The 24,301-nt window shown below is 67.5% G+C and carries 21 protein-coding genes; 8 read left to right on the top strand and 13 right to left on the bottom strand.

From position 1 onward, the window contains the following. Positions 1-137: 137 nt before the first annotated feature. From AAGA11_14815 to AAGA11_14825, 3 genes are read right to left on the bottom strand one after another with little or no spacing between them, the layout of a single operon-like run. Positions 138-1,013 (bottom strand): glycine reductase, encoded by an 876-nt coding sequence (locus tag AAGA11_14815; protein MEM9604136.1) that lies wholly within the window; start codon positions 1,011-1,013, stop codon positions 138-140. A gap of 44 nt (positions 1,014-1,057) precedes the next feature. Further along, the gene (locus AAGA11_14820; protein MEM9604137.1) at positions 1,058-1,921 is read right to left on the bottom strand and encodes an EamA family transporter; all 864 of its coding nucleotides are present in this window, start codon (positions 1,919-1,921) and stop codon (positions 1,058-1,060) included. Continuing rightward, a complete protein-coding gene (locus AAGA11_14825) occupies positions 1,921-2,529 on the bottom strand; it encodes a hypothetical protein (GenBank protein ID MEM9604138.1) in 609 nt (202 codons plus the stop codon). The genes AAGA11_14820 and AAGA11_14825 overlap by 1 nt, the downstream gene beginning before the upstream one ends. 63 nt (positions 2,530-2,592) lie before the next feature. Between AAGA11_14825 and AAGA11_14830 the strand changes: the two genes are divergently transcribed. After that, positions 2,593-3,117: a thermonuclease family protein gene (locus AAGA11_14830; GenBank protein MEM9604139.1), complete on the top strand. Its 525-nt coding sequence runs from the start codon at positions 2,593-2,595 to the stop codon at positions 3,115-3,117. 153 nt (positions 3,118-3,270) lie between these two features. Here AAGA11_14830 and AAGA11_14835 read toward each other — a convergent pair whose 3' ends face one another. Next, entirely contained in the window at positions 3,271-3,786 is a 516-nt protein-coding gene (locus tag AAGA11_14835) for a protocatechuate 3,4-dioxygenase (protein ID MEM9604140.1), read from the bottom strand. A gap of 244 nt (positions 3,787-4,030) precedes the next feature. Here AAGA11_14835 and AAGA11_14840 point away from each other — a divergent pair, with 244 nt between their 5' ends. Continuing rightward, on the top strand, positions 4,031-4,480 hold the full coding sequence (locus AAGA11_14840) for an Ohr family peroxiredoxin (protein ID MEM9604141.1): 450 nt from the start codon (positions 4,031-4,033) through the stop codon (positions 4,478-4,480). A 102-nt stretch (positions 4,481-4,582) separates the two neighbouring features. Here AAGA11_14840 and malQ read toward each other — a convergent pair whose 3' ends face one another. The 5 genes from malQ to AAGA11_14865 all read right to left on the bottom strand — a co-directional run bounded on the left by malQ (position 4,583) and on the right by AAGA11_14865 (position 14,355). Next, the gene (gene malQ, locus AAGA11_14845) at positions 4,583-6,772 is read right to left on the bottom strand and encodes a 4-alpha-glucanotransferase (GenBank protein MEM9604142.1); all 2,190 of its coding nucleotides are present in this window, start codon (positions 6,770-6,772) and stop codon (positions 4,583-4,585) included. Further along, on the bottom strand, positions 6,769-8,925 hold the full coding sequence (gene glgX, locus AAGA11_14850; protein MEM9604143.1) for a glycogen debranching protein GlgX: 2,157 nt from the start codon (positions 8,923-8,925) through the stop codon (positions 6,769-6,771). The genes malQ and glgX overlap by 4 nt, the downstream gene beginning before the upstream one ends. Before the next feature lie 89 nt (positions 8,926-9,014). Next, entirely contained in the window at positions 9,015-11,216 is a 2,202-nt protein-coding gene (glgB, locus tag AAGA11_14855; protein MEM9604144.1) for a 1,4-alpha-glucan branching protein GlgB, read from the bottom strand. 86 nt (positions 11,217-11,302) lie between these two features. Further along, positions 11,303-13,798, bottom strand: a complete 2,496-nt coding sequence (locus AAGA11_14860) for a glycogen/starch/alpha-glucan phosphorylase (protein ID MEM9604145.1) — start codon at positions 13,796-13,798, stop codon at positions 11,303-11,305. A 161-nt stretch (positions 13,799-13,959) separates the two neighbouring features. Further along, positions 13,960-14,355 (bottom strand): MerR family transcriptional regulator, encoded by a 396-nt coding sequence (locus tag AAGA11_14865; GenBank protein ID MEM9604146.1) that lies wholly within the window; start codon positions 14,353-14,355, stop codon positions 13,960-13,962. Positions 14,356-14,563: 208 nt separating this feature from the next. Between AAGA11_14865 and AAGA11_14870 the strand changes: the two genes are divergently transcribed. Next, positions 14,564-14,932 (top strand): hypothetical protein, encoded by a 369-nt coding sequence (locus AAGA11_14870; GenBank protein ID MEM9604147.1) that lies wholly within the window; start codon positions 14,564-14,566, stop codon positions 14,930-14,932. 11 nt (positions 14,933-14,943) lie between these two features. Here AAGA11_14870 and AAGA11_14875 read toward each other — a convergent pair whose 3' ends face one another. Beyond that, positions 14,944-16,110 (bottom strand): cytochrome P450, encoded by a 1,167-nt coding sequence (locus tag AAGA11_14875; protein ID MEM9604148.1) that lies wholly within the window; start codon positions 16,108-16,110, stop codon positions 14,944-14,946. 122 nt (positions 16,111-16,232) lie between these two features. Further along, entirely contained in the window at positions 16,233-17,468 is a 1,236-nt protein-coding gene (locus tag AAGA11_14880; protein MEM9604149.1) for a bifunctional alpha/beta hydrolase/OsmC family protein, read from the bottom strand. Between the two features lie 154 nt (positions 17,469-17,622). Between AAGA11_14880 and AAGA11_14885 the strand changes: the two genes are divergently transcribed. The 3 genes from AAGA11_14885 to AAGA11_14895 all read left to right on the top strand — a co-directional run bounded on the left by AAGA11_14885 (position 17,623) and on the right by AAGA11_14895 (position 19,597). Further along, on the top strand, positions 17,623-18,498 hold the full coding sequence (locus AAGA11_14885; GenBank protein ID MEM9604150.1) for a DMT family transporter: 876 nt from the start codon (positions 17,623-17,625) through the stop codon (positions 18,496-18,498). After that, on the top strand, positions 18,495-18,842 hold the full coding sequence (locus tag AAGA11_14890; GenBank protein MEM9604151.1) for a hypothetical protein: 348 nt from the start codon (positions 18,495-18,497) through the stop codon (positions 18,840-18,842). The genes AAGA11_14885 and AAGA11_14890 overlap by 4 nt, the downstream gene beginning before the upstream one ends. Before the next feature lie 161 nt (positions 18,843-19,003). Next, positions 19,004-19,597, top strand: a complete 594-nt coding sequence (locus AAGA11_14895; protein ID MEM9604152.1) for a TlpA family protein disulfide reductase — start codon at positions 19,004-19,006, stop codon at positions 19,595-19,597. A gap of 16 nt (positions 19,598-19,613) precedes the next feature. Here the strand turns inward: AAGA11_14895 and AAGA11_14900 are convergent, their stop codons facing one another. After that, positions 19,614-20,621: a sterol desaturase family protein gene (locus AAGA11_14900; GenBank protein MEM9604153.1), complete on the bottom strand. Its 1,008-nt coding sequence runs from the start codon at positions 20,619-20,621 to the stop codon at positions 19,614-19,616. 110 nt (positions 20,622-20,731) lie between these two features. Here AAGA11_14900 and AAGA11_14905 point away from each other — a divergent pair, with 110 nt between their 5' ends. Together AAGA11_14905 and AAGA11_14910 are read left to right on the top strand one after the other, a co-directional pair. Beyond that, positions 20,732-21,691: a LysR family transcriptional regulator gene (locus AAGA11_14905; GenBank protein ID MEM9604154.1), complete on the top strand. Its 960-nt coding sequence runs from the start codon at positions 20,732-20,734 to the stop codon at positions 21,689-21,691. 19 nt (positions 21,692-21,710) lie between these two features. Beyond that, positions 21,711-22,721, top strand: a complete 1,011-nt coding sequence (locus tag AAGA11_14910; protein ID MEM9604155.1) for a 2OG-Fe(II) oxygenase family protein — start codon at positions 21,711-21,713, stop codon at positions 22,719-22,721. Between the two features lie 15 nt (positions 22,722-22,736). Here the strand turns inward: AAGA11_14910 and AAGA11_14915 are convergent, their stop codons facing one another. Continuing rightward, on the bottom strand, positions 22,737-23,801 hold the full coding sequence (locus AAGA11_14915; protein ID MEM9604156.1) for a BMP family ABC transporter substrate-binding protein: 1,065 nt from the start codon (positions 23,799-23,801) through the stop codon (positions 22,737-22,739). Between the last annotated feature and the right edge of the window lie 500 nt (positions 23,802-24,301).

Raw genomic sequence — 24,301 nt, forward strand, 5'->3', positions numbered from 1 at the left:
TGGGTCCTCCGTTCTGGGAGGTGCCAGTCTGGCAATGTGGCGTGAAGGGACCTGTCAACGCCGTGTCAAGATGCCGTGAAGATTTGTGTGCGGCGGAACTGTTTCACACTTTGCACGCCGGTCGCAGTTGCGGCGATTCAGTCGCGGCGTGCCCGGGGTTGTGAATCACGCTCTGTCTTGACGCGTTCGAATTCCGCCCGCTTCTCGGCGAGTTCCGCTGCTGTCAGGCGATCGGGGTTCGCGTAGTCCAGTCGCCAGTCTGCTGCGCCTGGCCAGCGCACCGCCGTGCGCCACGTCGTGCGTGGCGCCGTGGCGGCCGCGAGCAGCTCGAGACCGGTCAGGGCGATGGTGTCTTGCGAGGCCGTGTCGTGCGGCGGGCCACTGGCGTTGCCGAGCGGCAAATCGCTGAAAAGCAAGCGTGGCACACCGACGTGTTCGACGATGTCGAGCGCACAACCCAGGATAACCGTGGCCACGCCCGCGGCCTCCAGCGCGTGAGCCGTCAACGCCACCGATTGGTGACAGACCGGGCAATTCGGCACGAGCACCGCCACATCGATCCGGTCGGCGCGGCAGAGTTCGACCAGTTTCGGCGCGTGCGTCTGCGTCGTCGTGCGCACTGAACGGTCGGTCGGCAAGCCGTAGAACCGGTCGGCGACAGCACCGATCGCACCGCGCGCCGCCGCGCGCCGGTAGGCGGCAAGCGGAAAGTAGCTCGCCGGGTCTTCCGCTGTGGTGTGGGCGCGGTCGATGGCGACGTGGGCGATGCCGAGGGCGGGCGGTCGTGTGGTGGGTGCGGCGTACACCTCGAAGAACTTGGCCTTGCCGTTGTACGGCGCCCGCGGGCCTTGGTCGCCCGCGTCGGGCCGCACCGGTGCGGCGGTGGTGACCAGGCCGAGGCGGCAGGCACTGAGAGGTTTCTGCAGCGGCTGAAAGGGCACCGACGCCAGTGACGCCCAGCGGTAGGGCTCCGGGTAGCCGAGCGCAAGGTACCAGGCGCGTGTGCGGGCCATGTAGGCAATCGGCACCTCGGCCGGGTCTCGGTGCGTGTCGGTGCTCACGGAGGCGTGTCCCCCTCGGGTTCACGTTGAATCGTTGCGACGGCGGCGAGGACCAGCGCGCCACCGGCGAGCGTGTGCAGGCTGAGCTGCTCACCGAGGAACGCGACCCCGCCGAGCAGTGCAAACACCGGCAGCAACAACAGAAACGGTGCGACACGACCCACCGGGTAGCGGCGAATCAGGCTATTCCACAAGCCGTAGCCGAGCGCGGTCATGACCAACCCGAGATAGAGCACAGCGGCCCAGACGACCGGTGTGGCCTCGACCAACGCGACGACATGATTCTGCTCGAACAACAGCGACATCACAACGAGCTGACCGCCGGCGAAGACCGCCATCCAGGCTGTCAGGGTCAGGCCGTCGATCGCCTCGAGGCGACGAATCAGGACCTGACCGACTGCCCAGCAGAACGCGCCACCCACCACCAGAGCGAGCGACTGCCAGGCGCCGTCGAGGCGCGGTTGGCCCGCGATGACGGCGACGCCGACGAACGCGACCGCGATGCCCATCCACTTTCGCCGCGAGGCCCGTTCGCGCAGGAAGACGGCGCCGAGCAGCACGAGGAAGGGCACTTCCAACTGCACGACGAGCGCCGTGATCGAGGCGTCGAGCCCGGCGAGGCCGCTGAAGGTCAGGCTGTACTGTACTGCGGAGGCGACGACCGTGATGCCGAACAGCGCGCGGTACTGGCCGACCGGTCGGGGCACGAACCACACCAGTACAAGGGCGGTCACGGCGAATCGCAAGGCCATCAACAGGATCGGTGGGAAGTGCTCGATGGCGGCCTTGGCAAACACCAGACCCATGCCCCAGGTCGCCGCCACCGCGACGCCCATGAGCGTGTGCTGCCACGGCAGCATCAGAGCGTGCCCTCAACCAGCAGGATCGACGACGGTTCACGGATGGCCGCGAAAGGGTGCCTACCGGCGTGCGTGAACGCGGCGTAGGCAACGGCGCCCAGCACGCGGTGGCCGAGGTGCTCGACGCACACGTGCTGGGTGGCCGCGCTGCTGAGCTCGCCGCGGACCGTGCGGTAACCGGCGGTCCGCGCGCGGGTGTGCACGGCGGCGCGCATCGCGGTGTAGGTGCCCTGGCCGGCGTGCGAGGGCGCTACCACGCCCATGTCGACGAGCAGGCAAGCGCCCGGCGCGGGCGCGGGCGCGGTCGCCCGCAGGGCGCGCAGCAGTGCTGCAATGGCGTCGGTCGGCGAACGCGTTTCGGCCGAAGCGTACTCTGCCGCGGTATCGACTGCGAGGGCGCAGCCGACGATCGATTGCTCGGCGGTGGCCACCACCGACAGCCCGGCGTCGGCCGCGTCGGCCACGTTGCCGGCGGCGGTGCGCTGCCACTGTGCCGCGTCGATGCCGAGCGCGGCGTGCAACGGGCTCCCGGCGACGAAAGCGCGCGCCAGCAGCGCGGTCACGGCATCGCAGTCGGCGTGTTGCAAGGTGCGAACAAGGGTGGGCACGGTGTCCGGTTTCAGTCGCCGCGCGGTTGGCGGCCGCCCGATTCTGCCCCACACTGGGCCGGTATGTCTGACTTTCTCCCTGTGCACTCGGGCCTGGTGTTGTTGGCCGCTGTGCTGGTGTCCTGCACACCGGGCGAATCGCGGCGCGCGACGCACGCGGTTCCGTCTGAGACCCTGTGTCGGGTCGAGCAGGTCTATGACGGAGACAGCTTGCGCGTGCGGTGCGAGGGGCGCGCTGAAACCGTGCGCGTGCACTGCATCGACGCCCCGGAGCGGGATCAGACGCCGTGGGGCGACCGCGCCCACCACCGGGTGCGGCAGGTGCTCGGTGGGCGGACCGTCACGCTCCACCCGGTGGAGCGCGACAGTTACGGTCGACTGGTCGCGGCGGTGCGGGTCGATGGACTCGATCTCGGCGAGCGCCTGGTGCGCGACGGGCTCGCGGTGGTGTACACCCGGTATTGCCCGCCCGATGCGCCGCACCACGGGGCGGAGTCCGCCGCCCGGTCGGCGCAGCGGGGCGTCTGGCAGACACCTGGCCTGCACCAGACGCCCTGGCGCTGGCGGCACGCCGCCGGAACGCGCTGATGGCGCTCTGTCATTCAATGCAAGGCCGGAACAGGTCTGGCGTTGCCGGCAGGGCGTCGCTCAGACGGTGATGTCGACACCGGTGTCGTGGTCGCCGTCCACCGATCTCAATCGCATCGAGACGGCCGCAACCTGCTCCGCAGACAGCCGCCGTTACAGGCCGTCGCGGGCGTTGTCAGGGTGGTCGGCGAGGTAGAACTGCGTGGTCAGCAGCTCGCGTTGACCGGCGAGCACCTTGACGTGGATGTGGGGCGTTCGGCCAGGGTAGGCGACGGGCACCAGTGTGCGAAACCGGTAGCGGCCCTCGCCGTCGGTCCGGTCGAAACCGAATCCCTGAAAATCGGGGTCGCGCGCGCGGCCGCCGCGGTCGCCGGTGTGCAGGTAGCGCCCGTTGACGTCACACTGCCAGATCTCGACGCGCGCGCCGCTGAGCGGCCGGCCGTCGCGGTCGGCGACCGTGCCGTGCAGGTGCAACACCTCGCCACCGGCCTCGCGCACGCGGTCACGGCGGCGCACGAGGTCGTTGTCCCGGTCGCTGTAGCGCATCGATTCGGTCGGATAGAAGGGGCCCTCGGCGGCGCGCGGGGTCCGCGTCGACCTCGCGGCAGCCACTGTGCCCGCAGTAGACGCGAGCAACAGGCCCAGAGTGTGTCGGCGGTGTTTGTCCATGGTCGCAGTCCTCATCCGGTCTTGGCCGGTGGCCAAGCCGACCAGCGCAGGGTGTTGTGGTCGAGGGTGTTGACCACATCGCGGTTGCCGCGGTTCAGCGGTACAATGTCAAAAAACCCACGCTGTGGACGTTGTACGCCGGCCGAATCCTCGCCATCGGGCGCTGGTGTGCACAGCGTGGGAAGACACGGTTGCGTGTCGGCTGTGCTCTCGTTCTCTCGCACCTGGCGACCGGAGCCCGTTGATGTCGGTTAATGTCATTTACAGTACACAGGCCATCTCGAAGGGTGGGCGCAACCGCTCGGTTGAAACCGTGGACGGTAGCTTTTTCTCGGCGGTGTCCGTGCCGCGGGAAATCGGCGGCGATGACGCCCCGGGGGTGAACGCCGAGCAGCTCTTCGCCAGCGGCTACGCCGCGTGCTTCCACGGCACCATGAAGTTCATCACCACCCAGTTCGCCCACCTCACGGTGTCGGACGCGGCGTCGGTCACGGCCACGGTCGGGGTCGGGCCACGCGAACAGGGCGGCTTCGGCCTGCAAGTGGACTTGCGCGTCGCGCTGCCGGACCTCGACGCGTCGTCGGCCGACGAACTGGTGCGGCGCACCCACGAGGTGTGCCCCTACTCGAATGCTATCCGCGACAACGTCGAGGTCAACGTCATCGTCGACGCCGGCGCCGCGTTGATCGCGTAGGAGGTCGCTGGCAGGCAGCCACCGGGATACGGCCGACGCGCTGCAACCCAGTTGACTCGGTACGGGCGGCTGCGTCGGACCGGCTCGGACAGCGTTGTCTGGTCAGCCAGTCCCCATCCGCAGGCGCTTGCCCATGGCGCTCGCGAGTGGCGTGTCGAACAGCGCGTCGATGGCGCAGGGCAGGCGCTGACGCCAATTCGGGTGCTGATCAATCGTGCCGGGCAGGTTGACCTGCTCGGTCATGCCCAACAGGTCCTCGAGCGGAATCACCATCAGCGAGCCCGTGCTCGCGGTCAGGTAGCCCTGCACCGCACACAGCAACTGCGGTGTCGCCACCGGGTCATCCGGGTCAATGCTGTGGTCGTGTGGCAGCGTGCCGGCGTCGATCAGCGCGTCCAGCAGCCGGTGGCGGTCAGCCTGCCGCTGCGCGCGGGCACGCTCGGCGTCGTCTGCACCGGGAAACAGGCCCGTGGCCGCCATCCAGTCGATTTCACGGCCCTGCCACCAGCCCGCAACTGTTGGCAGGTCATGGGTTGACGCGGTGACCAGCGCGCGCCCGGGGTAGGCGTCGGGCCGCTTGAACAGGCCGCTCGGCCAGCGTTCGAAGTAGAGCACGCGGTAGGCGAGCAGACCGGCGTCGTCGAGACGGGCCTCGAAGCCCTCCGGCACCGTGCCGAGCGCTTCACCGACGATCACGCAGCGGGCGCGGCGCGACTCCAGGGCGACCAGGCGCAACAGGTCCTCGAGCGGTTGCCGCACATAGCAGCCGGCGGTCGCCGGCTCGCCATCGAGCACCCAGAACTGCCGCATCAGGCCGAGCACGTGGTCGATCCGCAGCGTGCCCGCGAGGTGCGCGTTCTCGCGCAGCGCGCGCACGAACGGCTCGTAGGCACGTTCGACCAGGGTCACCGGGTTGAGGGGTGTCAGGCCCCAGGACTGGCCGGCCGGGCTCAGTTGGTCCGGCGGTGCACCGACCGACACGCCCGCGGTGAAGGCCGCGCGGTCTGCCCAGACTTCAGCGCCGCCGGCGTCGCAGCCGACGGCGAGGTCAAGGTACAAGCCCATCGACAGGCCCACCCGACTGCACACGTTGGTCGCCTCGCGCAGCTGCTCCTCGGCTACCCAGTGCAGGTAGCACTGAAACTGCACGGCGTCTGCCCGGTCGCGGGCGAAGCCCTGGCTGCCGGGGGCCTCGGGCGTTTCGAATCCCGCCGGCCAGCTCTGCCAGCCGCAGCGGTTCGGGTCGTCGCGGTAGAAGTGGTCGAACAGCGCATCGAACAGCGCCTGGTGCGCCAGCGCCTGGCCGCGCTCGTCGCAGAAGGCGGAAAACGCCTGTGCGCGCGGGCTGTCGACAGCGAGGTCGTGGTCGACGAAGTGCGCGAACAGTTGCGTGAGCACCCGGTGCTTCAACGCCCACACCGCGTGGTACTCGATGTGTTCGGTGGCGCGGGCAGACGCCAGTTGGGCCTGAAACGCGGGTGAGGCGACCGTGTCCTGGGCCGCCACGCAGGCGTCGAAATCCGGCACGGCCGTGACATCGATGTAGCTGAGGTTCAAAAAGCCCCGGTTGCTCGGCGAGTAGGGACTGATGTGGTGTGCGTGGCCCGTGTAGGTGGCGTGCAACGGGTTGAGCCCGAGCGTGGTCGCGCCCTGGCGTGCCGCGGCTTGCGCCAGTTCGATCAGGTCGCTGAAATCCCCCATGCCCCAGTTTCGCGCGCTTTGCAGGGCGTAGAGCTGGGCGGCGAAACCGAAGTGCCGCTTGCCAAGCGGGTGGTCGGACACCGGGTGGCAGGTGGCCGGGGCCACGATCAGACGGCAGGCCGCGGCGGTGGTGTCCTGGCCGATTTGCGTGACGCGCAGGTCGTGGTAGCCCTGTGGCAGGTAGGCGGGCAGCGGCAGGCGGTAACGTGCAAGCGCGGCCCCATCGACCGTGCACCGCTCACCCACCGCCAGCTGAGCAAGGCGCAGTTCACCGCGTTGGCGCAAACTGTCTTCCTGCTCGATCCGCCAGTGCACGACCGTGTCGGGCGCGTCGCTCGGGGCCACGAGGTCGATCGCGTGGTCGCGCTGTTCCTCGGGCAACACCGCGACGGGCGGCAGGGCGCGACGCCAGTTGCGCAAGCTGTGGGCGTCCAGGCTGCGTGCGACGGCGTCGTCGTCGTCGACGTCGAATCCCATGCACCCGAGCAGGCGCCTGCAGGTGTCCTCGCTGACGGCGTGGTGGTTGCCGTAGATGTCGAAGTACCCGCGCTCGATACCGACGGCGTCGCTGAGGGTCCAGAGGGCCGTCATCGGGTGGTGTCGCCGTGCAGACGGTAGACGGCCACCGACCGGCCGGGCAGCGGTACCGCGCCGTCGGTGACCGCGGCGCTCGCCGGCTCGCGCCAGTGCGCCGAATCGGTGTGCAGCACGCAGAGCCACCGACCGGTGTGCACCGGCAAGTGCCAGCGGGTCGTGGCGTCACCGCCGTTGATCAGCACCAGCAGCGGCTGTGGTGCGCGCTGGCCAGTCGCGTCAGCGTCCGCGTCGCCTGCCAGCAAGAGGCCCACGGCGACCCCCTCGTGCCAGGCGTCGGGCGCCATGGCCTCGCCGTTCGGTGCGAACCAGCTCACATCGGGCAACGCCGCGTCCGGGTGTGTCTCGCCGTGCAGGAACCGCCGTTGAGACAAACTCGGGTGCGCCCGACGCAACGCGATCAGGCGGCGGGTGAACGAGAGCATGTCGGTGTCTTCGCTGTGCCAGTTGCGCCAGGTGACACCGTTGTCCTGGCAGTACGCGTTGTTGTTGCCGCTCTGGCTGTGCCCGACCTCGTCACCGGCGAGCAGCATCGGCGTGCCCTGCGCCAGGAACACCGTCGCCAACAGGTTGCGGCGGTGCTGCGCGCGCGCGGCGAGGATCATCGGGTCGTCTGTCGGCCCTTCACAGCCGTGGTTGATGCTGTAGTTCGCGTCGTGGCCGTCGCGGTTCTCTTCGCCGTTCGCATCGTTGTGCTTGTGGTGATAGCTGACGAGGTCGGTGAGCGTGAACCCGTCGTGCGCCGCGACGAAATTGATGCTGGCGGAGGGCAACCGGCGGCCGTGGTCGAAATTGCCGGCCGAGCCGAGCAAGCGGTCGGCGAGCTCGCGCATGACCGTCCGGTCGCCACTCCAGTAGCGTCGAGCGCAGTCGCGAAAGCGGTCGTTCCACTCGGCAAACGGGGGCGGGTAATGGCCGAGCTGGTAGCCGCCCGGGCCGATGTCCCACGGCTCGGCGATGAGTTTGCGGGTCGAGAGCACCGGGTCCTGTCGAATGGCGTCGAAGAAACCGCCGTTCGGGTCGAACCCGTTTGCCTCGCGGCCGAGCACGGTGGCGAGGTCGAACCGGAAACCGTCCACCTGCATGTCCTCGGCCCAGTAGCGCAGGCTGTCCAGGATCAAGCGGAGCACGTGCGGGTTGGCCGTGTTCAGGGTGTTGCCGCAACCGGTGTCGTTGATGTAATACCGCGGGTTGTCCGGCAGCAGGCGATAGTAGCTCGCGTTGTCGACGCCGCGGAAACTCAGCGTCGGTCCGAGTTCGTTGCCCTCGCAGGTGTGGTTGTAGACCACGTCCAGGATCACCTCGATGCCGGCGTCGTGCAGGCGCGCGACAGCGCGCTTGACGTCGTGCAAACCGTGGGTGCCGAGGTAGCGTTGGGCCGGCGCGAAGAAATTCAGCGTGCTGTAACCCCAGTAGTTCACCAGGCCCTTCTGCACGAGGAAGCGGTCGTCGACGAAGGCGTGCACCGGCAACAACTCGACCGCGGTGACGCCAAGTGAGGTCAAGTAGTCGATCACCTGGCGGTCCGCGAGGCCGGCGAAGCGTCCGCGGTCGGTCTCCGAGATCGCCGGGTGGCACATGGTGAACCCGCGCAGGTGCATCTCGTAGATGCTGGTGTCCTGCCAGGGCGTGTCGGGCCTGCGGTGTGCGCCCCAGTGGTAGCTCGGGTCGATGACGACGCCCTTCGGCACACCGGCCTGCGAATCCTGGCGATCGAAGCTGAGGTCGGCCTGCGCGCTGTTGGCGCGGTAGCCGAGTTGCGTATTCGACCAGCGCACGTCGCCGAACAGCTGTTTGGCGTATGGGTCGACGAGCAGCTTGTGCGGGTTGAATCGGTGACCCTGCTCGGGCGCGTAGGGGCCGTGCACGCGGTAGCCGTAGAGCAGCCCCGGCTGGGCGTCGGGCAGGTAGCCGTGCCAGACGTGGCCGTCGTTGTCGGGCAATGTCAGGCGGGCGATTTCGCGGCGGCCTCGGTCATCGAAAAGACACAGTTCGACCCGGTCGGCGTGCGCCGAGAACAGAGCGAAGTTCACACCCGTGCCGTCCCAGCTCGCGCCGAGCGGCCACGGTCGCCCACGCAGCAGCCGCGGCTGCGACAGAGCGCGGGCCGCGCCGAAGTGGGCGCGCGCGAGGTCGGGTACGCGGGACACGCGGGCGTCGCCTCAGTGCGGTACGGGGTCGCCCCAGCGCCGAAAACGGGCCTGGGGGGCCCGCGGGGGCTTGGGTGTGTTCGAAGGGGTCATCGCGTCGTTTCGGGCGTCAGCACGACCGTGGCCAGGGGAGGCAAGGTGAGTTGCAAGGAGTACGCCCGGCCGTGGGCGCCGACGGCGTCGGCCTCGCAGGCGCCGGCGTTGCCCATGTCGCTGCCGCCATAGCATGCCGCGTCTGTGTTCACCCGTTCCGTCCAGCGGCCGCCGACCGGCACGCCGAGCCGGTAGCCGTGGCGCGGTGTCGGCGTGAAGTTGCAGGCCACGAGTGCCCACCCCCCCTCGCCGTCGTGGCGCAGGTAGCTCAGGGTCGAGTGCGCCGCGTCGTCGGCGTCCAGCCAGTGAAAGGCGTCGTGGCCGCGGTCGTCGCGGTGCAGGGCCGGCGTCGAGCGGTACAGGTGGTTGAGGTCGGTGATCAGGCGGTGCACACCTTGGTGGTCGCCGTGCTCGAGCAGGTGCCAGTCGAGGCTGGCGTCGTGGTTCCATTCGGCCTGCTGGGCAAATTCGCCGCCCATGAACAGCAGCTTCTTGCCGGGTTGGGTCCACATGAAGCCGAAATACGCGCGCAGGTTGGCGAACTGTTGCCAGCGGTCTCCGGGCATCTTGCCGAGCAGCGAGCCCTTGCCGTGCACGACTTCGTCGTGCGACAGCGGCAGGATGAAATTCTCGCTGAACGCGTACACCAGCCCGAAGGTCAGCTCGTTGTGGTGGTGCGCGCGGTGGATCGGGTCGCGCGCGATGTAGCGCAGCGTGTCGTTCATCCACCCCATGTTCCACTTGTAGCCGAAACCGAGTCCGCCGTCGTGGGCTGCTCGGGTCACGCCGGGCCAACTGGTCGATTCCTCTGCGACCGTCATGACGCCAGCGTGTGCGCCGTAGACCTCGCGGTTGACCCGCTGGAGAAAGCCCACCGCCTCAAGGTTCTCGCGGCCCCCGTGCGCGTTCGGTTGCCACTCACCGGGTTCGCGTGAGTAGTCGAGGTAGAGCATCGACGCCACGGCGTCCACGCGCAGGCCGTCGAGGTGGTAGTGCTCGAGCCAGTGGTTGGCGTTGGCGGCGAGGAAGTTGGCGACCTCGGTTCGGCCGTAGTTGTAAATCAGGGTGTTCCAATCCGGGTGGAAGCCGCGCTGCGGGTCGGCGTGCTCGTAGAGTGCGGTGCCGTCGAACTGGCCCAGGCCATGCGGGTCGGTCGGGAAGTGGCCCGGCACCCAGTCGAGCAGTACGCCGATGTCGGCGGCGTGGCAACGGTCGACGAAGTAGCAGAAGTCCGCGGGGGTGCCGAAGCGGCTGCTGACCGCGAACAAACCGGTAGGCTGGTAGCCCCAGGAACCGTCGAAGGGGTACTCACTGACGGGCATGAGCTGCACGTGCGTGAAGCCCATGGCCTGCACGTAGGGGACGAGCTGGTCGGCGAGTTCGCGGAAATTCAGAGGGCGGTTGCCGTCCTCGGGCACACGGCGCCAGGAGCCGGGGTGTATCTCGTAGACGCTGATCGCCGCGCCCGTCGCCTGGGCGGCGCCGCGGTCGGCGAGCCAGGCGGCGTCGCGCCAGTGAAACGGCGTCGGGTCGGCCACCACCGACGCGGTGGCGGGCCGAAATTCCGCCTGGCGCGCACACGGGTCGGCCTTGGCGGGCAGGGTGCGGCCGTCCGCCGCGGTGAGCTGGAACTTGTAGCGCGCGCCCACGGTGGCCTGCGGCACGAACAACTCCCAGACGCCACTGGCGCCGCGGTGGCGCATGGGATGCGCCGTCGCACTCCAGCCGTTGAAGTCGCCGACCACCGCTGCGTGGCGGGCGTTTGGTGCCCAGACGGCAAAGCGCACGCCGTCGACACCGTCCATGGCCGTCGGGTGGGCGCCCAACACATCGCCGAGTGCACCGTGGGTGCCCTCGGACAGCAGATGCAGGTCGAGTTCACCGAGGCCGGGTCTGAAACGCCACGGGTCGGTGATGTGTTGCGGCGCACTGTGTGGCCAGTGCACGCGCCAGCTGTATTGCAAGCCTGGTGGAGCACTGCTGAGCGCAGCTTCGAACAGGCCGCTGTCGTGCAGTCGGGTGGCCTGGGCCAACGGCTGCGTGTGTGCACTGCCGAGCAACTCGACACGCTCGGCGCCCGGCATCAGGGTGCGGATCGCCCAGCCTGCCTCGGTCGCGTGGCAGCCGAGCCAACTGAACGGGTCGGCGTGGCGCCCCTGCGCCAGGGCGTCGATGTCTGACTGGTCAGCGCGGTTCACGGCGGCGAGAGTCCTGTCCGGATCGGTGGACTCTAGTGTACTTCACGGCTTCGGCGGTCGCGGCCAGACGGCCGCCACGCCCGGCCTCAGCTCGCGATGCGGTCGGGCAGTGCGCTGCGGGCGTCGACCCGGTCGAGGTGCCAGATACCGCGCACGTAGTCCTCGATCGAGCGGTCCGAGTTGAACTTTCCGGTCAGTGCGGTGTTGAGGATCGCCATGCGCGCCCAGCGTTTGCGGTCTCTGAAGGCGGTGTCGACGGCTTCGTGCGCCTTCACGTAGCTCTCGTAGTCCGCGAGGCAGAGGTAGGGGTCACCGGCATCGAGTAGGCTGTGTCGGATCGACGCAAGCGCGCCGGGGTTGTCAGGACAGAAGAAATCGCCGCCGAGCCAGTCGAGCACCGCGCGCAACTCCGCGTTGGCATGGTAGTGGTGCCAGGGGTTGTACCCCTTGGCATTCAGGGCCTTCACCTCGTTGACCGTCAGGCCGAAGATGAAGATGTTGTCAGCGCTGACTTCCTCTGCGATCTCGATGTTTGCGCCGTCGAGCGTGCCGACGGTCACGGCGCCGTTCATCGCCAGCTTCATGTTGCCGGTGCCCGAAGCCTCCTTGCCGGCTGTCGAGATCTGCTCGGACACGTCGGCAGCCGGGATCATCTTCTCGGCGAGGCTGACCCGGTAGTTCGGCAGGAACACCACTTTCAATTTGTCGCCCACACGCTCGTCCTGGTTGATGCGTTCGGCAACCCGGTTGATGGCGTAGATGATGTCTTTGGCCAGGCGGTAGCCCGGCGCGGCCTTGGCGCCGAACAGGAACACCCGCGGGTGGATGTCGTGGTCCGGGTTCGCGAGGATCCGGTGGTAGAGCGTGAGGATGTGCAGCAGGTTCAGGTGCTGGCGCTTGTACTCGTGCAGCCGCTTGATCTGGACGTCGAAGAGTGCCGTCGGGTTCACCTCCACGCCGGTGCTCTCGCGAATCACGTCGCACAAAGCGCGCTTGTTCTGCTGCTTGATCTCGAGAAAGCGGCGCTGAAACAGCGGGTCGTCGGCGTGGTCCTCGAGCGTGCGCAGCAGGCCGAGGTCGGTTGGCCAGCCGTCTCCGACGGTCTGGTCGAGCAGGTCGGCCAGTTGCGGATTGCAGGCCTTCAGCCAGCGTCGCGGCGTAACCCCGTTGGTGACGTTGGTCAGCTTTTCCGGCCAGAGCGCGTGAAACTCCGGGAACAGGTCGCTCTTGATCAATTCCGAGTGAATCGCCGCAACCCCGTTGACCTTGAACGCGGAAATCACGCAGAGGTTACCCATGCGCACCTTGCGTTCGTGGCCTTCTTCGATCACCGACAACTTGCGCTTCATGCTGTCGTCGCCCGGCCAACGCGCGTCGACGTCGCGGCTGAGGAACGCCTCGTTGATCTGGTAGAGCAGCTGCAGGTGGCGCGGCATGACGCGCTCGAACAGACGCACCGGCCAGGTCTCGAGGGCCTCGGGCAGCAGCGTGTGGTTGGTGTAGGCAAACACGCGGCGCACGATCGAAAAGGCGTGGTCGAAGTCGAGCGACTCGTCGTCGACCAGAATACGCAGCAGCTCGAGGATCGCGACGGTCGGGTGTGTGTCGTTGAGTTGGATGACGGCTTGCTCGGGCAGCTCGTCCCAGTCATCGTGTGTGCGCCGGAACCGCCGAAGGATGTCCTTGACCGAGCAGGCGCTGAAGAAGTACTGCTGAATCAGTCGCAGTTCCTTGCCGGCCTCGGTTTCGTCGTTCGGGTAGAGCACCTTGGACACCGTGCTCGCGCGGGTCTGCTCAGCCTGGGCGTCGGCGTATGCGCCGGCGTTGAAGGCGTCCCAATCGAAGTGCTGCGACGCGCGGCTCTCCCAGAGGCGCAACACGTTCACGGTCTTGCCGCCGTAACCTACCACCGGGACGTCCCAGGGCACGCCGCGAATCACGAGGCCGGGGTGCCACACCTTGTGCGGGCGACCGAGGTCGTCGTGTTCGATGGCCACGTGGCCGTAGAGCGGGATCTCCTGTACCGACTCCGGGCGACAGACCTCCCACGGGTTGCCGTACTCGCGCCACTCGTCCGGGCGCTCGATCTGGACGCCGCGGTGGAACTCCTGGCGAAACAGGCCGTGCTCGTAATGGATGCCGTAGCCGATCGCCGGGTAGTCGAGCGTCGCGAGCGAATCGAGGTAGCACGCGGCGAGCCGGCCCAGGCCGCCGTTGCCCAAGGCCATGTCCGGCTCCTCTTCGAGGATCGCGTCGAGGTCGTGACCGCAGGCCGCCAGTGCGTCGCGCGCGGTGTCGAAGAGGTGCAGGTTGTGCAGGTTGTTCGACAACAGTCGACCCATGAGGAATTCGAGCGAGAGGTAGTTGACCGCCCGCGTGTCGAGGGTGCGGTGCCGTTGGTGGGTGGCACGCAGACCGTCGAACACCAGCTCGTTGACGGCCATGCAGGTCGCGGTCCACCAGGCACGGTAGTTCGCCGTGTCGGCGTCGGCGCCGAGGGTGTGGTCGAGGTGTCGCTGGATACGCTGTTTGAGTGCGTCGACTGTGGGTGCGTCTTGCTCTTGGTGTTGGCCTGTGGACACCATCAATTCCTACGTGTGAAACAGGAGTAGCGTCAGCCGCTGGGGAAGGCTGGGTTGCACGGGGAGTTGCAAGAGCCGAGCCGCCCGACCGGTGCCTGCCACGCGGGCGCGCGTGACGACTCCGAGAGTTTAGTTGGCCTCCGTGGACCCGGCGCCGCTCCTCAGCGCGACTCGGCGGTTTTCAGCCGGGTGAGGCAGCGGCTTTCGATGTCGGTCAGTTCGCTTTCGGCGCGGTCGATGTCGAGGCGCTGCTGCTGAAGTAGCACCCGGGTATCCGAAAGCCGCCCCAACATGGCGCGCAGCTGCGCGGCTTCGCCCTCTTCGGAGTCGTACAGGCTGATCAACTCCCAGGTGTCCTCGAGCGACCAACCGAGGCGGCGTCCGCGCAACAACAAGCGCAGGTGGGTGCGGTCGCGGCGGGAGTAGACGCGCTTCCTGCCGTCTCGGCTCGGGTTGAGGTAGCCCTTCTCCTCGTAGAACCGGATGGTCCGGGTGGTCACATCGAATTCGCGCGCCAGCTCGGAGATGGAATGGGTGGGTTCGGTGGTGTTGGTCATTCGGGAGCACAGCCTCGCACGTCCGGCCCACTATACGGCTTGATTGACGTTACGTAAACGGAAGTTGTTGGCGCGTCTGGTGCGTGTCACAGGGTGCGGTTTGACTGCGCTCGGGTGCTGATTCCCTGCGGCTGTGTCCGGTTTGGCTCAACCTGCAGCGGGGGGTGGCCGATACCCATCTCACCACAGTGTCAGTTGGAGTGCCGTCATGGGTGCACCGAGTGCGCGCGCCACCAAACGCGTTCGCCCCAAGATCCCGGCCGCGACCTTTCGTCCCGGTATCAGCAAGCTGTACGAAGAGCGGGAACACCCCGAGGACAACCCCGAGGCGGCACTTGACCGCTGGTCGAAGGTCGGTGGCGGCGCGCAAACCACGTTCAAGCCGCACATCGGTGAGGTCTACCGGGAGCTCGAAGAGTCCGGTGCCTTGCGTGTGGACAGCATCGAGTCGCGCGTGCGCTGGGAACAGATCGAGGGCAACAACGCCAAGAACGGCGCCGACAAAGGCGGTGAGAGCGGGTCCGTCATCGCGTCGGTCGTCTCGGCGGTCAAAGCCTGGGCCAACAAGAAAAGCTAGGCCGCCAGTTTCTAGCCCGCGGCGTCCCAGCACACGGGCACCGACAACGGTCCGCGGAACGCCCAGCCACCGAACGGGGTGGCGGCGTCGGGCTGCACCCGCAGGTTCGGGAGCCGGGCGAACACGCGCGGCAACACCACCTCCGCGATCAAGCACCGTGACACCCACGCGCCCGCGCAGAAATGCGGGCCGGCACCGAAACTCACCGTGTTGCGGTGGTTTCGGGTTACATCGAAGGTGTCCGCCGCCTCGAACACGGCTTCGTCGCGGTTGGCCGACCCGAACATGAAGAACACGAGGCCGTCCGGGTTCAGGTCGACCCCGCGCAGCGTGCACGGCTGCGCCAGCCGCCGGGGAGACATGCCGATCGGCGACACCCAGCGGGCGTACTCCTCAAACGCATTCAGCCAGCTGGCGGCGCCGTCGCGCACCGCAGCGAGCTGCTCCGGGTGCCGCAGCAACGCCCAGACGGTGCCTGCAATGGCGTCCCGCGGTTCGTTCTGCCCGCCGGAGATCGCAAGTTTGATGTTGGCGTCGATCTGTGCGTCGCTGAGGCCGGCCTGCAGTTGCATCGAGAGCATCGAGTGGTCGGGCGCATCCTGTAGCGCCTGTTGCCGTTCGGCGATGTGCTCGGTGATGGACGCGGTGCAGTCGTGGCAGTGCGCTTCGACGTCGGGGTCGTTGCTGTAGTTTGCGCAGCCGTCGATCATGCCCTGGCTGACGCGGTCCATTTCGGCGGCGGACATGTTGGCGAGGCCGGTGACGGCCTTGAGTGCCTCGGCTGACACCGGCATCGCGAGGTCCTGAACGAGCTCACACGCGCCGCACGGCACGAGCGCGTCGAGGATCGCGTCGGTCAGGGCCGCGAATTGGGCGCGCCAGACGGTCCTCACGGCCTTGACACTCAAGGCCGGCATGATGGCGCGGCGTTCGCTGAAGTGCGCGTCGCCGTCCTTGCGCATGAGGTTCTCGCCCATGAGCCGGGTCATGAGGCCATTCGGCATGCTCGAGGAAAACACCTCGACGCGCTTTTCGTTCTCGACCACGTCGGCGTGTCGGGTCAGCAGCGTCGCCCGCAACTGTGGCACCCAGGCAACAGGCGCGTCGTGTCGCAACGCGGCGAGTTGCGGGTAGGGGTCGTGCCAGAAGGCGTCGACGTCGATGTCCACGGTTGTCATGCTGCGCGCTCCGCGTCCGGAAGACTCAGCCACCGGTCAGCGCAGGCCGCCGTGGTGGTGCGGCACCAGTCTACCGAGTTGCGCGCACCGGGTTAAGGCGGTGTTGCCACCGGAATTCGCGCTCAGTCGGTCAGCACTGTGGTGATTACCGGGTGGTTCTCGAGCGTGCGGTGGACCGGGCAACGATCGGCGATCTCGAGTAAACGGGTGCGTTGCGCGGCGCTGAGGGGGCCCTGCAGCGTGATGCGCCGTTCGAGGCGATCGAGCTTGGCGCTGTCTGCCCGGTCGCCGAGGTCACCGCAGTCTGCACAATCGGCGGCGTGCACGCGCGCGTGCGTCAGCACAACGTCCACGTCCTCGAGCGGGATTGCCTTGCGTTCGGCGTACATGCGGAGCGTCATCGAGGTGCACGCACCGAGTGACATCAACAGCAGGTCATACGGTGCGGGTCCGGTGTCTCCGCCGCCGTATGCGGCCGGTTCGTCTGCGACGAGTCGGTGTTTGCCGGCGCGCATCGCACGCTTGAACGTGTGGTCGAGCTCACCCACCCAGACCTCGCCCGGGGCGAGGGCCGGAGCAGATTCGTCTTCGGCCGGTCGGGGCACGTAGCGGCTGGCCCAGGCCGCGAGGGTGTCGGCCACGTAGTCCGCATCGGCCTGCGCGGTCAGCAGGTGGTCGGCCCCGTCGAGCGACACGAAGCTCTTGGGGTGGCGTGCCGCGGTGTAGATCTTGGCGGCTTCATCGATGGATACGATCGTGTCCTGGGGTGAGTGGAACACCAGCAAGGCGGCGTCGAGCTCGGCGAGTGGGGCGAGGCTGTTGTGGTTCTGCAGGTCTTCGACGAAGGCGCTGTCGAGGCGGAAGCGCCGCCCGCCGAGGTCGACTTCGGCCTCGCCGGATTGCAAGATCGCGTCGCGTTGCCCGGCAAAAAGGTGTTGGACGTGGTCGGCGGTTGCCGGCGCACCGACGGTGGCCACCGCGTGCACCGAAGGCAGTTGTGCGCTGGCGTGCAGCACGGCGGCCCCGCCGAGGCTGTGGCCGATCAACAGCGACGGGGCGCTGTGGGCCGCCTCGAGCGCCCCCGCGGCGGCGATCAGGTCGCTGACGTTGGCGCTGAAGTGCGAATTGGCGAACTCGCCCTCACTGTTACCCAGGCCTGTGAAGTCGAAGCGCAGCACCGCGAAACCGTGCCGTGTCAACGCCTGGCTGATGCGCGTCGACGCTCGGCTCGCCTTGCCGCAAGTGAAACAGTGCGCGAACACGGCCGTTGCGTGCGGCGTGCCGGTTTCGGGCGTCTCGAGCAGGCCAGACAAGGTCAAGCCATTCGCGTTCTTGAAGTCGAATCGACTGCGCGCCATGACCGGATCTCCACGAAGGTATGAGCGTAAGTGTAGCCTTGGGCCGCACACGCCCGCTGCCCATCGGGGGAACTGCGTACGCGCGTGAATTGCGTTGGACCCGTGCGTCGGCGCTGCAATAATGCGGCTTCACGTGGTGTATACGGACGCAGACATGGCAGCTCGGGTGACGGTGCTGACGCTGTTGGCGATGGTGGCGTTCGCGGCCAACTCGCTGTTGGCGCGTGTGGCGATCCGCGACGGGCTGATTGATGCCAGCAGTTTCACGGTGATCCGGCTCGTCAGTGGCGCGCTTGCACTGTGGTTGCTGGTCCGGTTGCGCTCAGGCAACCGGGCCGCTGCGGAGGGCACCCTGGCCGGTGCGGCGGCGCTGTTCGTGTACGCAGCTGCGTTCTCGTTTGCCTACCTGGAGTTGTCGGCGGCGATGGGTGCACTGATCCTCTTTGGTGCCGTGCAAGTCACGATGATCGGCGTCGGGCTTGTGCGCGGCGACCGCCTGTCGGCAGCGCAGTGGGGTGGCCTTGCGGCGGCGTTGATCGGGTTGGTGGGGCTGCTCTCGCCCGGTCTCCGTGCGCCACCGGTCGGGGCGGCCGCGCTGATGCTCGTCTCCGGCGTGGCCTGGGGCGTCTACTCGTTGCTCGGTCGGGGGGTGCGGGACCCGCTGGCGGCCACCGCCGGCAATTTCGTGCGGGCGGCGCCGGCGTCGCTCGGCCTGTTGCTCGTGAGTGCCTCGGCCTTGCACGGCTCGACCCTCGGAGCGCTGTACGCGGTGGCGTCGGGGGTGGTGGCCTCGGGGGCGGGGTACGCCGTCTGGTACAGCGCGATGCCGGCAATGAGCGCGCCGGTGGCGGGGTCGGTACAGTTGAGTGTGCCGGTCATTGCGGCGGTCGGTGGTGTGCTCTTTCTGGCCGAACCGGTGTCGACCCGACTGGCGGTCGGCGCGGTTGCCGTGCTCGGTGGCGTGGCGGTGGTGATCGTCGCGCCCGTCTTGTCGGAACGCCGACGCAGTCGGCCAGGGGTGTCACGGTGACGTTGAAACGCATTTGTTGGTGGGCAGTGGGCCTGCTGCTGGTCGGGTCAGCGCACGCCACCGACTGGCGCACGCTGGACGGTGACGGCATCTCAGTCGCCCTGACTGACAAGACGCTGCGTTACGCCGCCGCAACCCAGACCTTCTACGCTTCGGGTCGCACGCTCTACGACGCGGGCCGGCCAAGTTGGGGGCGCTGGCGGGTCGAAGGCGACCGGTATTGCTCTGTGTGGCCGCCGGCTGGCGACTGGGCCTGCTACGACGTGGCGATACACTCGGACGGCACGCGCGTGCGGTTCAGCGGGGCGGGCGGCAACGTGTCCACCGGGGCCTACGTCGACTGAGCCGCGAAACTGCGTGTCGGGCGACAAAACGGGGTCGCACGACCTCGTACACTGTACGTAGTAACACGCATGGTCGGTGAAACCGGGTGCATCCGTCGTGCCGCGCGTGAACTGTTGCACGAAGCAGGGCTCTACACAGCAGGAAAACCGTGGGCGGAACAATGCGCGAACAGGTCTCACTCACACGCCGCCGTGCACTGAAGGGCGGACTGGCCGCTGCAGCCGCCGCCTCGGCTGGGTTGGCACTGGCCGCGCCAGAGCGTGGCATTGTCGGGTCCATCGCACCTGAGCTCGACGTCAGTTACTGGCTCGACGCCGACGGTAACCCCGGCGGTGACTTCAAGGTCGAGCCGCAACGCAACAAGCTCATCGTGCTGAAGTTCTGGCAGAACTGGTGCCCAGGCTGCCATCGCCACGGCCTCCCGGCCTTGAAGACCATGAGCCACGCGCTCGCCGACAACCCGAACATCGCGTTTGCGGCTGTCCAAACGGCGTTTGAGGGCCTGAACACCAATTCGGTCGACAAGCTCGAAAAAATCCAGAAGCAGTACGAGCTCGCGATGCCAGTGGGACACGCTGACGCTGCCACTGACGGCTCCCACCTGCCGGCCGTCATGGCCAAGTACCGCTCGGGTGGGACGCCCTGGTTCGTCGTCATCGCACCGGGCGGCGAGGTGCTCTACGACGGCTTTCAGCTCGAGGCCGGTCGTTTTCTCGCCTGGTTCGCCAAGACCCCGCTGGCCAACGTCGGTTGACCGACGGACCGGTCCCTCAGGCTCTGTGACGCACGGCCCGCCGGCGCTCGAGGAAACGCTCGTGCGATGCGTCGGTACCGTCGTGAAACGAACCGAAAGCCTTGTCCCACGGCACCTCCAGGTTGCCGTAGTTGCACTCGAAATAGCGGTGGTGCATCTGGTGATGAAAATTGCCGAGCGACAGTGCGTGTGCGTCTTTCACCAGCAGGTCATCGAAGCCGGCGTGTGAGGTGACCGCGGTCAGCGCCTGGTGTTGCATGTGAAACAGGATGTGCACCGGGTGCGAGGCGACCACCCAGTGAATCAGGATCGAGCTGAAGAAGAGCAGGTGCTCGATCGGGTGCATCGAGAGGCCGGACCAGGGCCCAACGTTGGTGTTGCGGTGGTGGAGCGCGTGCGCCACTTTGTAGAGCGGTGGCCAGTGCAGCAGCCGGTGAACCCAGTAGAAGTGGAATGAGATCCACACCGGTGTGAGCACGAAGAGGGCGACAAACCACACCGGGTTGTCGCGCCACGCAAGCACCGGCACGACGCCGTTCGCCATGCCCCAGAACATCAGCACCTCGAAGCCCGTCCAGAACGCGACGCCGCTGGTGAGCGTCCAGAACTGGTTGTCGCGCAACTGGCTGCCGAAGCTGTAGGCGGAACCGGTTGCATTGAGCTCACGCGGGTCGAATTTCAGCTTGTCGCCTTGCGTCTTGCGCTGGTGCAGGCAGAGGTGCAGGCCCCCGGCCACCAGCGCAATCAGCACGACGTTGCGCACCCAGAGCTGGGCCACCCAGCCCAGCGACAACTCGGCCATGTCCTCAAGCGGCGGCTGCAAAGCAGTCCAGCACAGAAAGGCCAGCACCGCGATGATCAGGTTCTCGCCGAACACCAGCCAGCGCGCCGCGACCCAGCGCCACACCCCCACCGGTGACGGTGGCCACTGAAAGAGCGGCGAGGTCCGGATCGGCACGTCGGGGCGGTAGTGCCATTGCTTCTCGAAGCGGCTGGGGCCGGCACGGGTAGCGGAGTCTGCCATGAGGGGTGCACCGAGACTGAATGAGGTTTGGTCAGTGTGGCATGGCGCTCTATCATGGGAAAAGACGATTATTCTTGCCATATAGCTCTGAAATTCAGAGGGAGAGTTCCATGCGCAGCACGCCGTCCTTGCGCTCACTTGTGTACTTCCTCGCCGCGACCGACACCGGCTCGCTGACCCGGGCGGGCGCGCAGGTCCACGTCGCACCGTCCGCAATCGCGGCGGCCATCGACACCGTGGAAGCGGCGTTCGACCTCAGACTCGTGCAGCGTTACCCGGCCAAAGGGCTCGCACTGACCGCGGCCGGGGTGGCGCTGGTCCCGCGCATCCGGCACCTGATCGAGGAATACGATCACTTGCTGGCGAGTGGCACGGAGCTGCGCGAGGCACTGTCCGGGGAGCTCTCGATCGGCTACTACGCCCCCGTTGCACCAGCGTTCCTGCCGCGCGTGCTCAAGCCGCTGCTGGCCGAGAACCCGGGTGTGCGTGTGCGCTTCACCGAGTGCGACAACGAGCGCGCGCAGGCCGGCTTGCTCTCTGGGGCGTTCGATACAATCGTGTTTGTCTCGGACGGCGCCAAACCGGGCATTGACGTCACGGCACTGATCGACGCGCCGCCCTACGTGCTGTTTGCCGACAGCCACGCGCTTGCCTCGCGGCGCAGCCTGCGCCTGCAGCAAATCGCCGACGAACCGGTGGTGCTGCTGGACCTGCCGTTTACCGCGCAATACCTGCGCGGGCTCTTTGATGCAGCCGGTGTCGGGCCTCGCATCGTCGCCCACGCCACGAGCACCGAGATGGTCCGCAGCCTGGTGGGTGCCGGGGTGGGCTGTTCGGTGCTGAACATGCGCCCGCGCAGCGCGACGAGCTACGCCGGGGACGCACTGACCGCCGTGCCGCTGCGCGACACGCCCGCTGCCTTGCGCCTCGCACTCGGCACACTCAGCGGCCAGCCGCGGCGCCTGGTCAGCGCGTTCGTGGCGGCCTGCCAGGCGCACTTCGCGTTGGCGGATGCGCGTGACATGATTGCGCCTGCGGTGCGCGCGCGTGGCAACACCGCGTCACGCTGACAGCAAGGAGGACGTATTGGTGGGGGAGTTTTCAGAGGTCCCGGAGATTGATGTCTCTGCGCTGAACCGCGACGGCGACACGGCTGCGCTCGCGCAGCGTTTTGTCGCCGTCTACCGCGACACCGGGTTCGCCTACATCACCGGCCACGGCGTGGACCCGGCGCTGCGTGCGGCGGTGTTCGATGCGTCGAGGCGCTTCCACGCCCTGCCGCTCGAGGACAAGCTCGCGCTGGCGCTCGACGCGAACCACCGCGGCTACATCGCAATCAACACCTCGACTGATGTCACATCTGACTTGGCCGAGGTCACCAGGCCCAACCAGTCCGCGTCCTTCATGCTGATGCGCGAAGACGCGACCGCCGACCCGGCCGTCTACCTCTCCGGACCCAACCGGTGGCCGGCGCTCGACGGATTCCGCGCGGCGTGCGAAGCCTACGTGGCCGCGATGACGGCACTCTCGCGTCGGTTGCTGTCGCTGGCGTTCGAAGGGCTCGGCGTCGCCGACGCCACCGCGCTGCGCGCCTTCGACACCCCGACGACCTGGCTGCGCCTGCTGCACTACCCGCCGCAACCGCCCCAGGCCCCGGACGACCTCTACGGGTCGGCGCCGCACCGGGACTTCGGCTGCCTGACGCTGCTCGCACAGGACGATGTCGGCGGCCTGCAGGTGCAGACGCCCGCAGGCGCGTGGGTGGAGGCACCGCCGGTGCCGGACGCGTTCATTGTCAACGTCGGCGACATGCTGCACCGGCTGTCGAACGGGGTGCTGCGCTCAACTCCGCACCGGGTAATCAACACCTCGGGCCGGGAGCGCTACTCGGTGCCGTTCTTTTACGACCCGCACGTCAGCACCGTCGTGGCGCCCCTGGCGGGCTTGGGCGCGCCGCGGTTCGAGCCCATCCGATTCGGGGCGTTTCTGCGCGGAGAACTCGAGGCGAGTTACGACCGGCATGCCAAGCCGGATGCCGAACCCGCGCCCGACGGCTACAAAAAAGGCCACCCCGTTGGGGGTGGCCCTGCAACACGTTGATCGCGTGTTGGTTGGTTACTGCGGCAACGCGCCTTCCACGCCTTCGATGTAGAAGTTCATACCGAGCAGCGGGCCGTCTTCGGCCACTTCACCTTCGGCCAACCAGGGCGTACCGTCCTGCTTGTTGATCGGGCCGGTGAAGGGGTGCAGCTCGCCTGCGATGATCGCGGCCTCGGTGGCTTCTGCCATGGCGGCGACGTCTTCGGGCATGTTGGTGTAGTCGGCCATGGTCAGGATGCCGTCAACGAGGCCGTCCCAACTGGATTCGGTCTCCCAGGTGCCGTCCATCGCGGCCTGGGTGCGCTTGATGTAGTAGGGGCCCCAGGAATCGATGATGGCGGTGAGTTGGGTCTCGGGACCGGCCGCGATCATGTCCGATGCCTGGCCAAACGCCATGCCGCCGCGCTCGGCGGCCACTTGCATGGGTGCGGTGGAGTCGGTGTGCTGGGTGATCACGTCGACGCCCTGGTCGAAGAGGGCCTTGGCGGCGTCGGCTTCCTTACCGGCGTCGAACCAGGTGTTGACCCAGACCACCTTCAGCTGAAAGTCGGGGTTCATCTCGCGCGCGCCTTTGGCGAAGATGTTGATGCCGCGCACGACTTCCGGGATCGGGAAGGAGGCGATGTAACCCGCGGTGCCGGTCTTGGACATGGCGCCGGCGATCTTGCCTTGAATGTAGCGGCCTTCGTAGAAGCGTGAGCCGTAGCTGGTGACGTTGTCGGCGGTCTTGTAGCCGGTCGCGTGCTCGAACTTCACCTTGGGGAAGCGCTTGGCGACTTTCAGCGTCGGGTCCATGAAGCCGAACGACGTGGTGAAGATGATGCCGCAGCCGGAGCGGGCGAAACGCTCGATGGCGCGCTCGGAGTCAGGGCCTTCGCCTACGTTCTCGACATATGCGGTTTCGACCTTCCCACCGAAGTGCTTGTCGATTTCCAGGCGGCCGATGTCGTGGGCCTGGGTCCAGCCGCCGTCGGTCTTGGAGCCGACGTAGACAAAACAGGCCTTGAAGTCCGCCGCAGCGGCGTTGCCTGTGATAGCCATGCCGGCAAGGGCCGCCAGGCTGAGCAGGGTGCGTTTCATGGGAAGAGCCTCCAGAAGGGTGTGTGGTGCTCGGCCGGGCCGAACGGGAACCGGGGCATTGTACGGTATTCCGGCGGTGGCTTGACGGACGGCTTTGGGGCGGTGGGTGCACTGCGCTGGTGCGGGTGTCGGGTGTTTCGGGGATGGGACGGGTTGGGGGCTCTGGGTGTTGTGTTGATAGTGAGTTTGGTGGTCTTGTTTGGCATTGCTTTCACCGCGTGTTGCTGAGCAACGACGCGGCTCCCACGGGGTAGGCGATATCCTGATGGACAGGTGCGCCGATGACGACGCTGCCCTCACAGCTGTGACGTCGCTCTGTGGGAGCGTGTATGGACTCCTCCCCGTTTGCAAGACAAGGTTTGGATGTATCAACACGAAGTCGATTGCGAGCGTGTATTCGGTCTCTGTGTGATGTTGCCGTCCAACATCGGACCCCGATGGGCTATCCGCACGCCAGCACCCTATCGACGTCACGAGTTGACTGCACTAAGGAACCTGCC

It is taken from the genome of Pseudomonadota bacterium, assembly GCA_039196715.1.
Lineage (GTDB): Bacteria > Pseudomonadota > Gammaproteobacteria > CALCKW01 > CALCKW01 > CALCKW01.

Coding starts and splice junctions, on each gene's coding strand:
- AAGA11_14815 (MEM9604136.1), bottom strand. CDS start 1,013: ATGGCCCGCACACGCGCCTGGTACCTTGCGCTCGGCTACCCGGAGCCC.
- AAGA11_14820 (MEM9604137.1), bottom strand. CDS start 1,921: ATGCTGCCGTGGCAGCACACGCTCATGGGCGTCGCGGTGGCGGCGACC.
- AAGA11_14830 (MEM9604139.1), top strand. CDS start 2,593: ATGTCTGACTTTCTCCCTGTGCACTCGGGCCTGGTGTTGTTGGCCGCT.
- AAGA11_14835 (MEM9604140.1), bottom strand. CDS start 3,786: ATGGACAAACACCGCCGACACACTCTGGGCCTGTTGCTCGCGTCTACT.
- AAGA11_14840 (MEM9604141.1), top strand. CDS start 4,031: ATGTCGGTTAATGTCATTTACAGTACACAGGCCATCTCGAAGGGTGGG.
- malQ (MEM9604142.1), bottom strand. CDS start 6,772: ATGACGGCCCTCTGGACCCTCAGCGACGCCGTCGGTATCGAGCGCGGG.
- AAGA11_14865 (MEM9604146.1), bottom strand. CDS start 14,355: ATGACCAACACCACCGAACCCACCCATTCCATCTCCGAGCTGGCGCGC.
- AAGA11_14870 (MEM9604147.1), top strand. CDS start 14,564: ATGGGTGCACCGAGTGCGCGCGCCACCAAACGCGTTCGCCCCAAGATC.
- AAGA11_14875 (MEM9604148.1), bottom strand. CDS start 16,110: ATGACAACCGTGGACATCGACGTCGACGCCTTCTGGCACGACCCCTAC.
- AAGA11_14880 (MEM9604149.1), bottom strand. CDS start 17,468: ATGGCGCGCAGTCGATTCGACTTCAAGAACGCGAATGGCTTGACCTTG.
- AAGA11_14885 (MEM9604150.1), top strand. CDS start 17,623: ATGGCAGCTCGGGTGACGGTGCTGACGCTGTTGGCGATGGTGGCGTTC.
- AAGA11_14895 (MEM9604152.1), top strand. CDS start 19,004: ATGCGCGAACAGGTCTCACTCACACGCCGCCGTGCACTGAAGGGCGGA.
- AAGA11_14900 (MEM9604153.1), bottom strand. CDS start 20,621: ATGGCAGACTCCGCTACCCGTGCCGGCCCCAGCCGCTTCGAGAAGCAA.
- AAGA11_14905 (MEM9604154.1), top strand. CDS start 20,732: ATGCGCAGCACGCCGTCCTTGCGCTCACTTGTGTACTTCCTCGCCGCG.
- AAGA11_14915 (MEM9604156.1), bottom strand. CDS start 23,801: ATGAAACGCACCCTGCTCAGCCTGGCGGCCCTTGCCGGCATGGCTATC.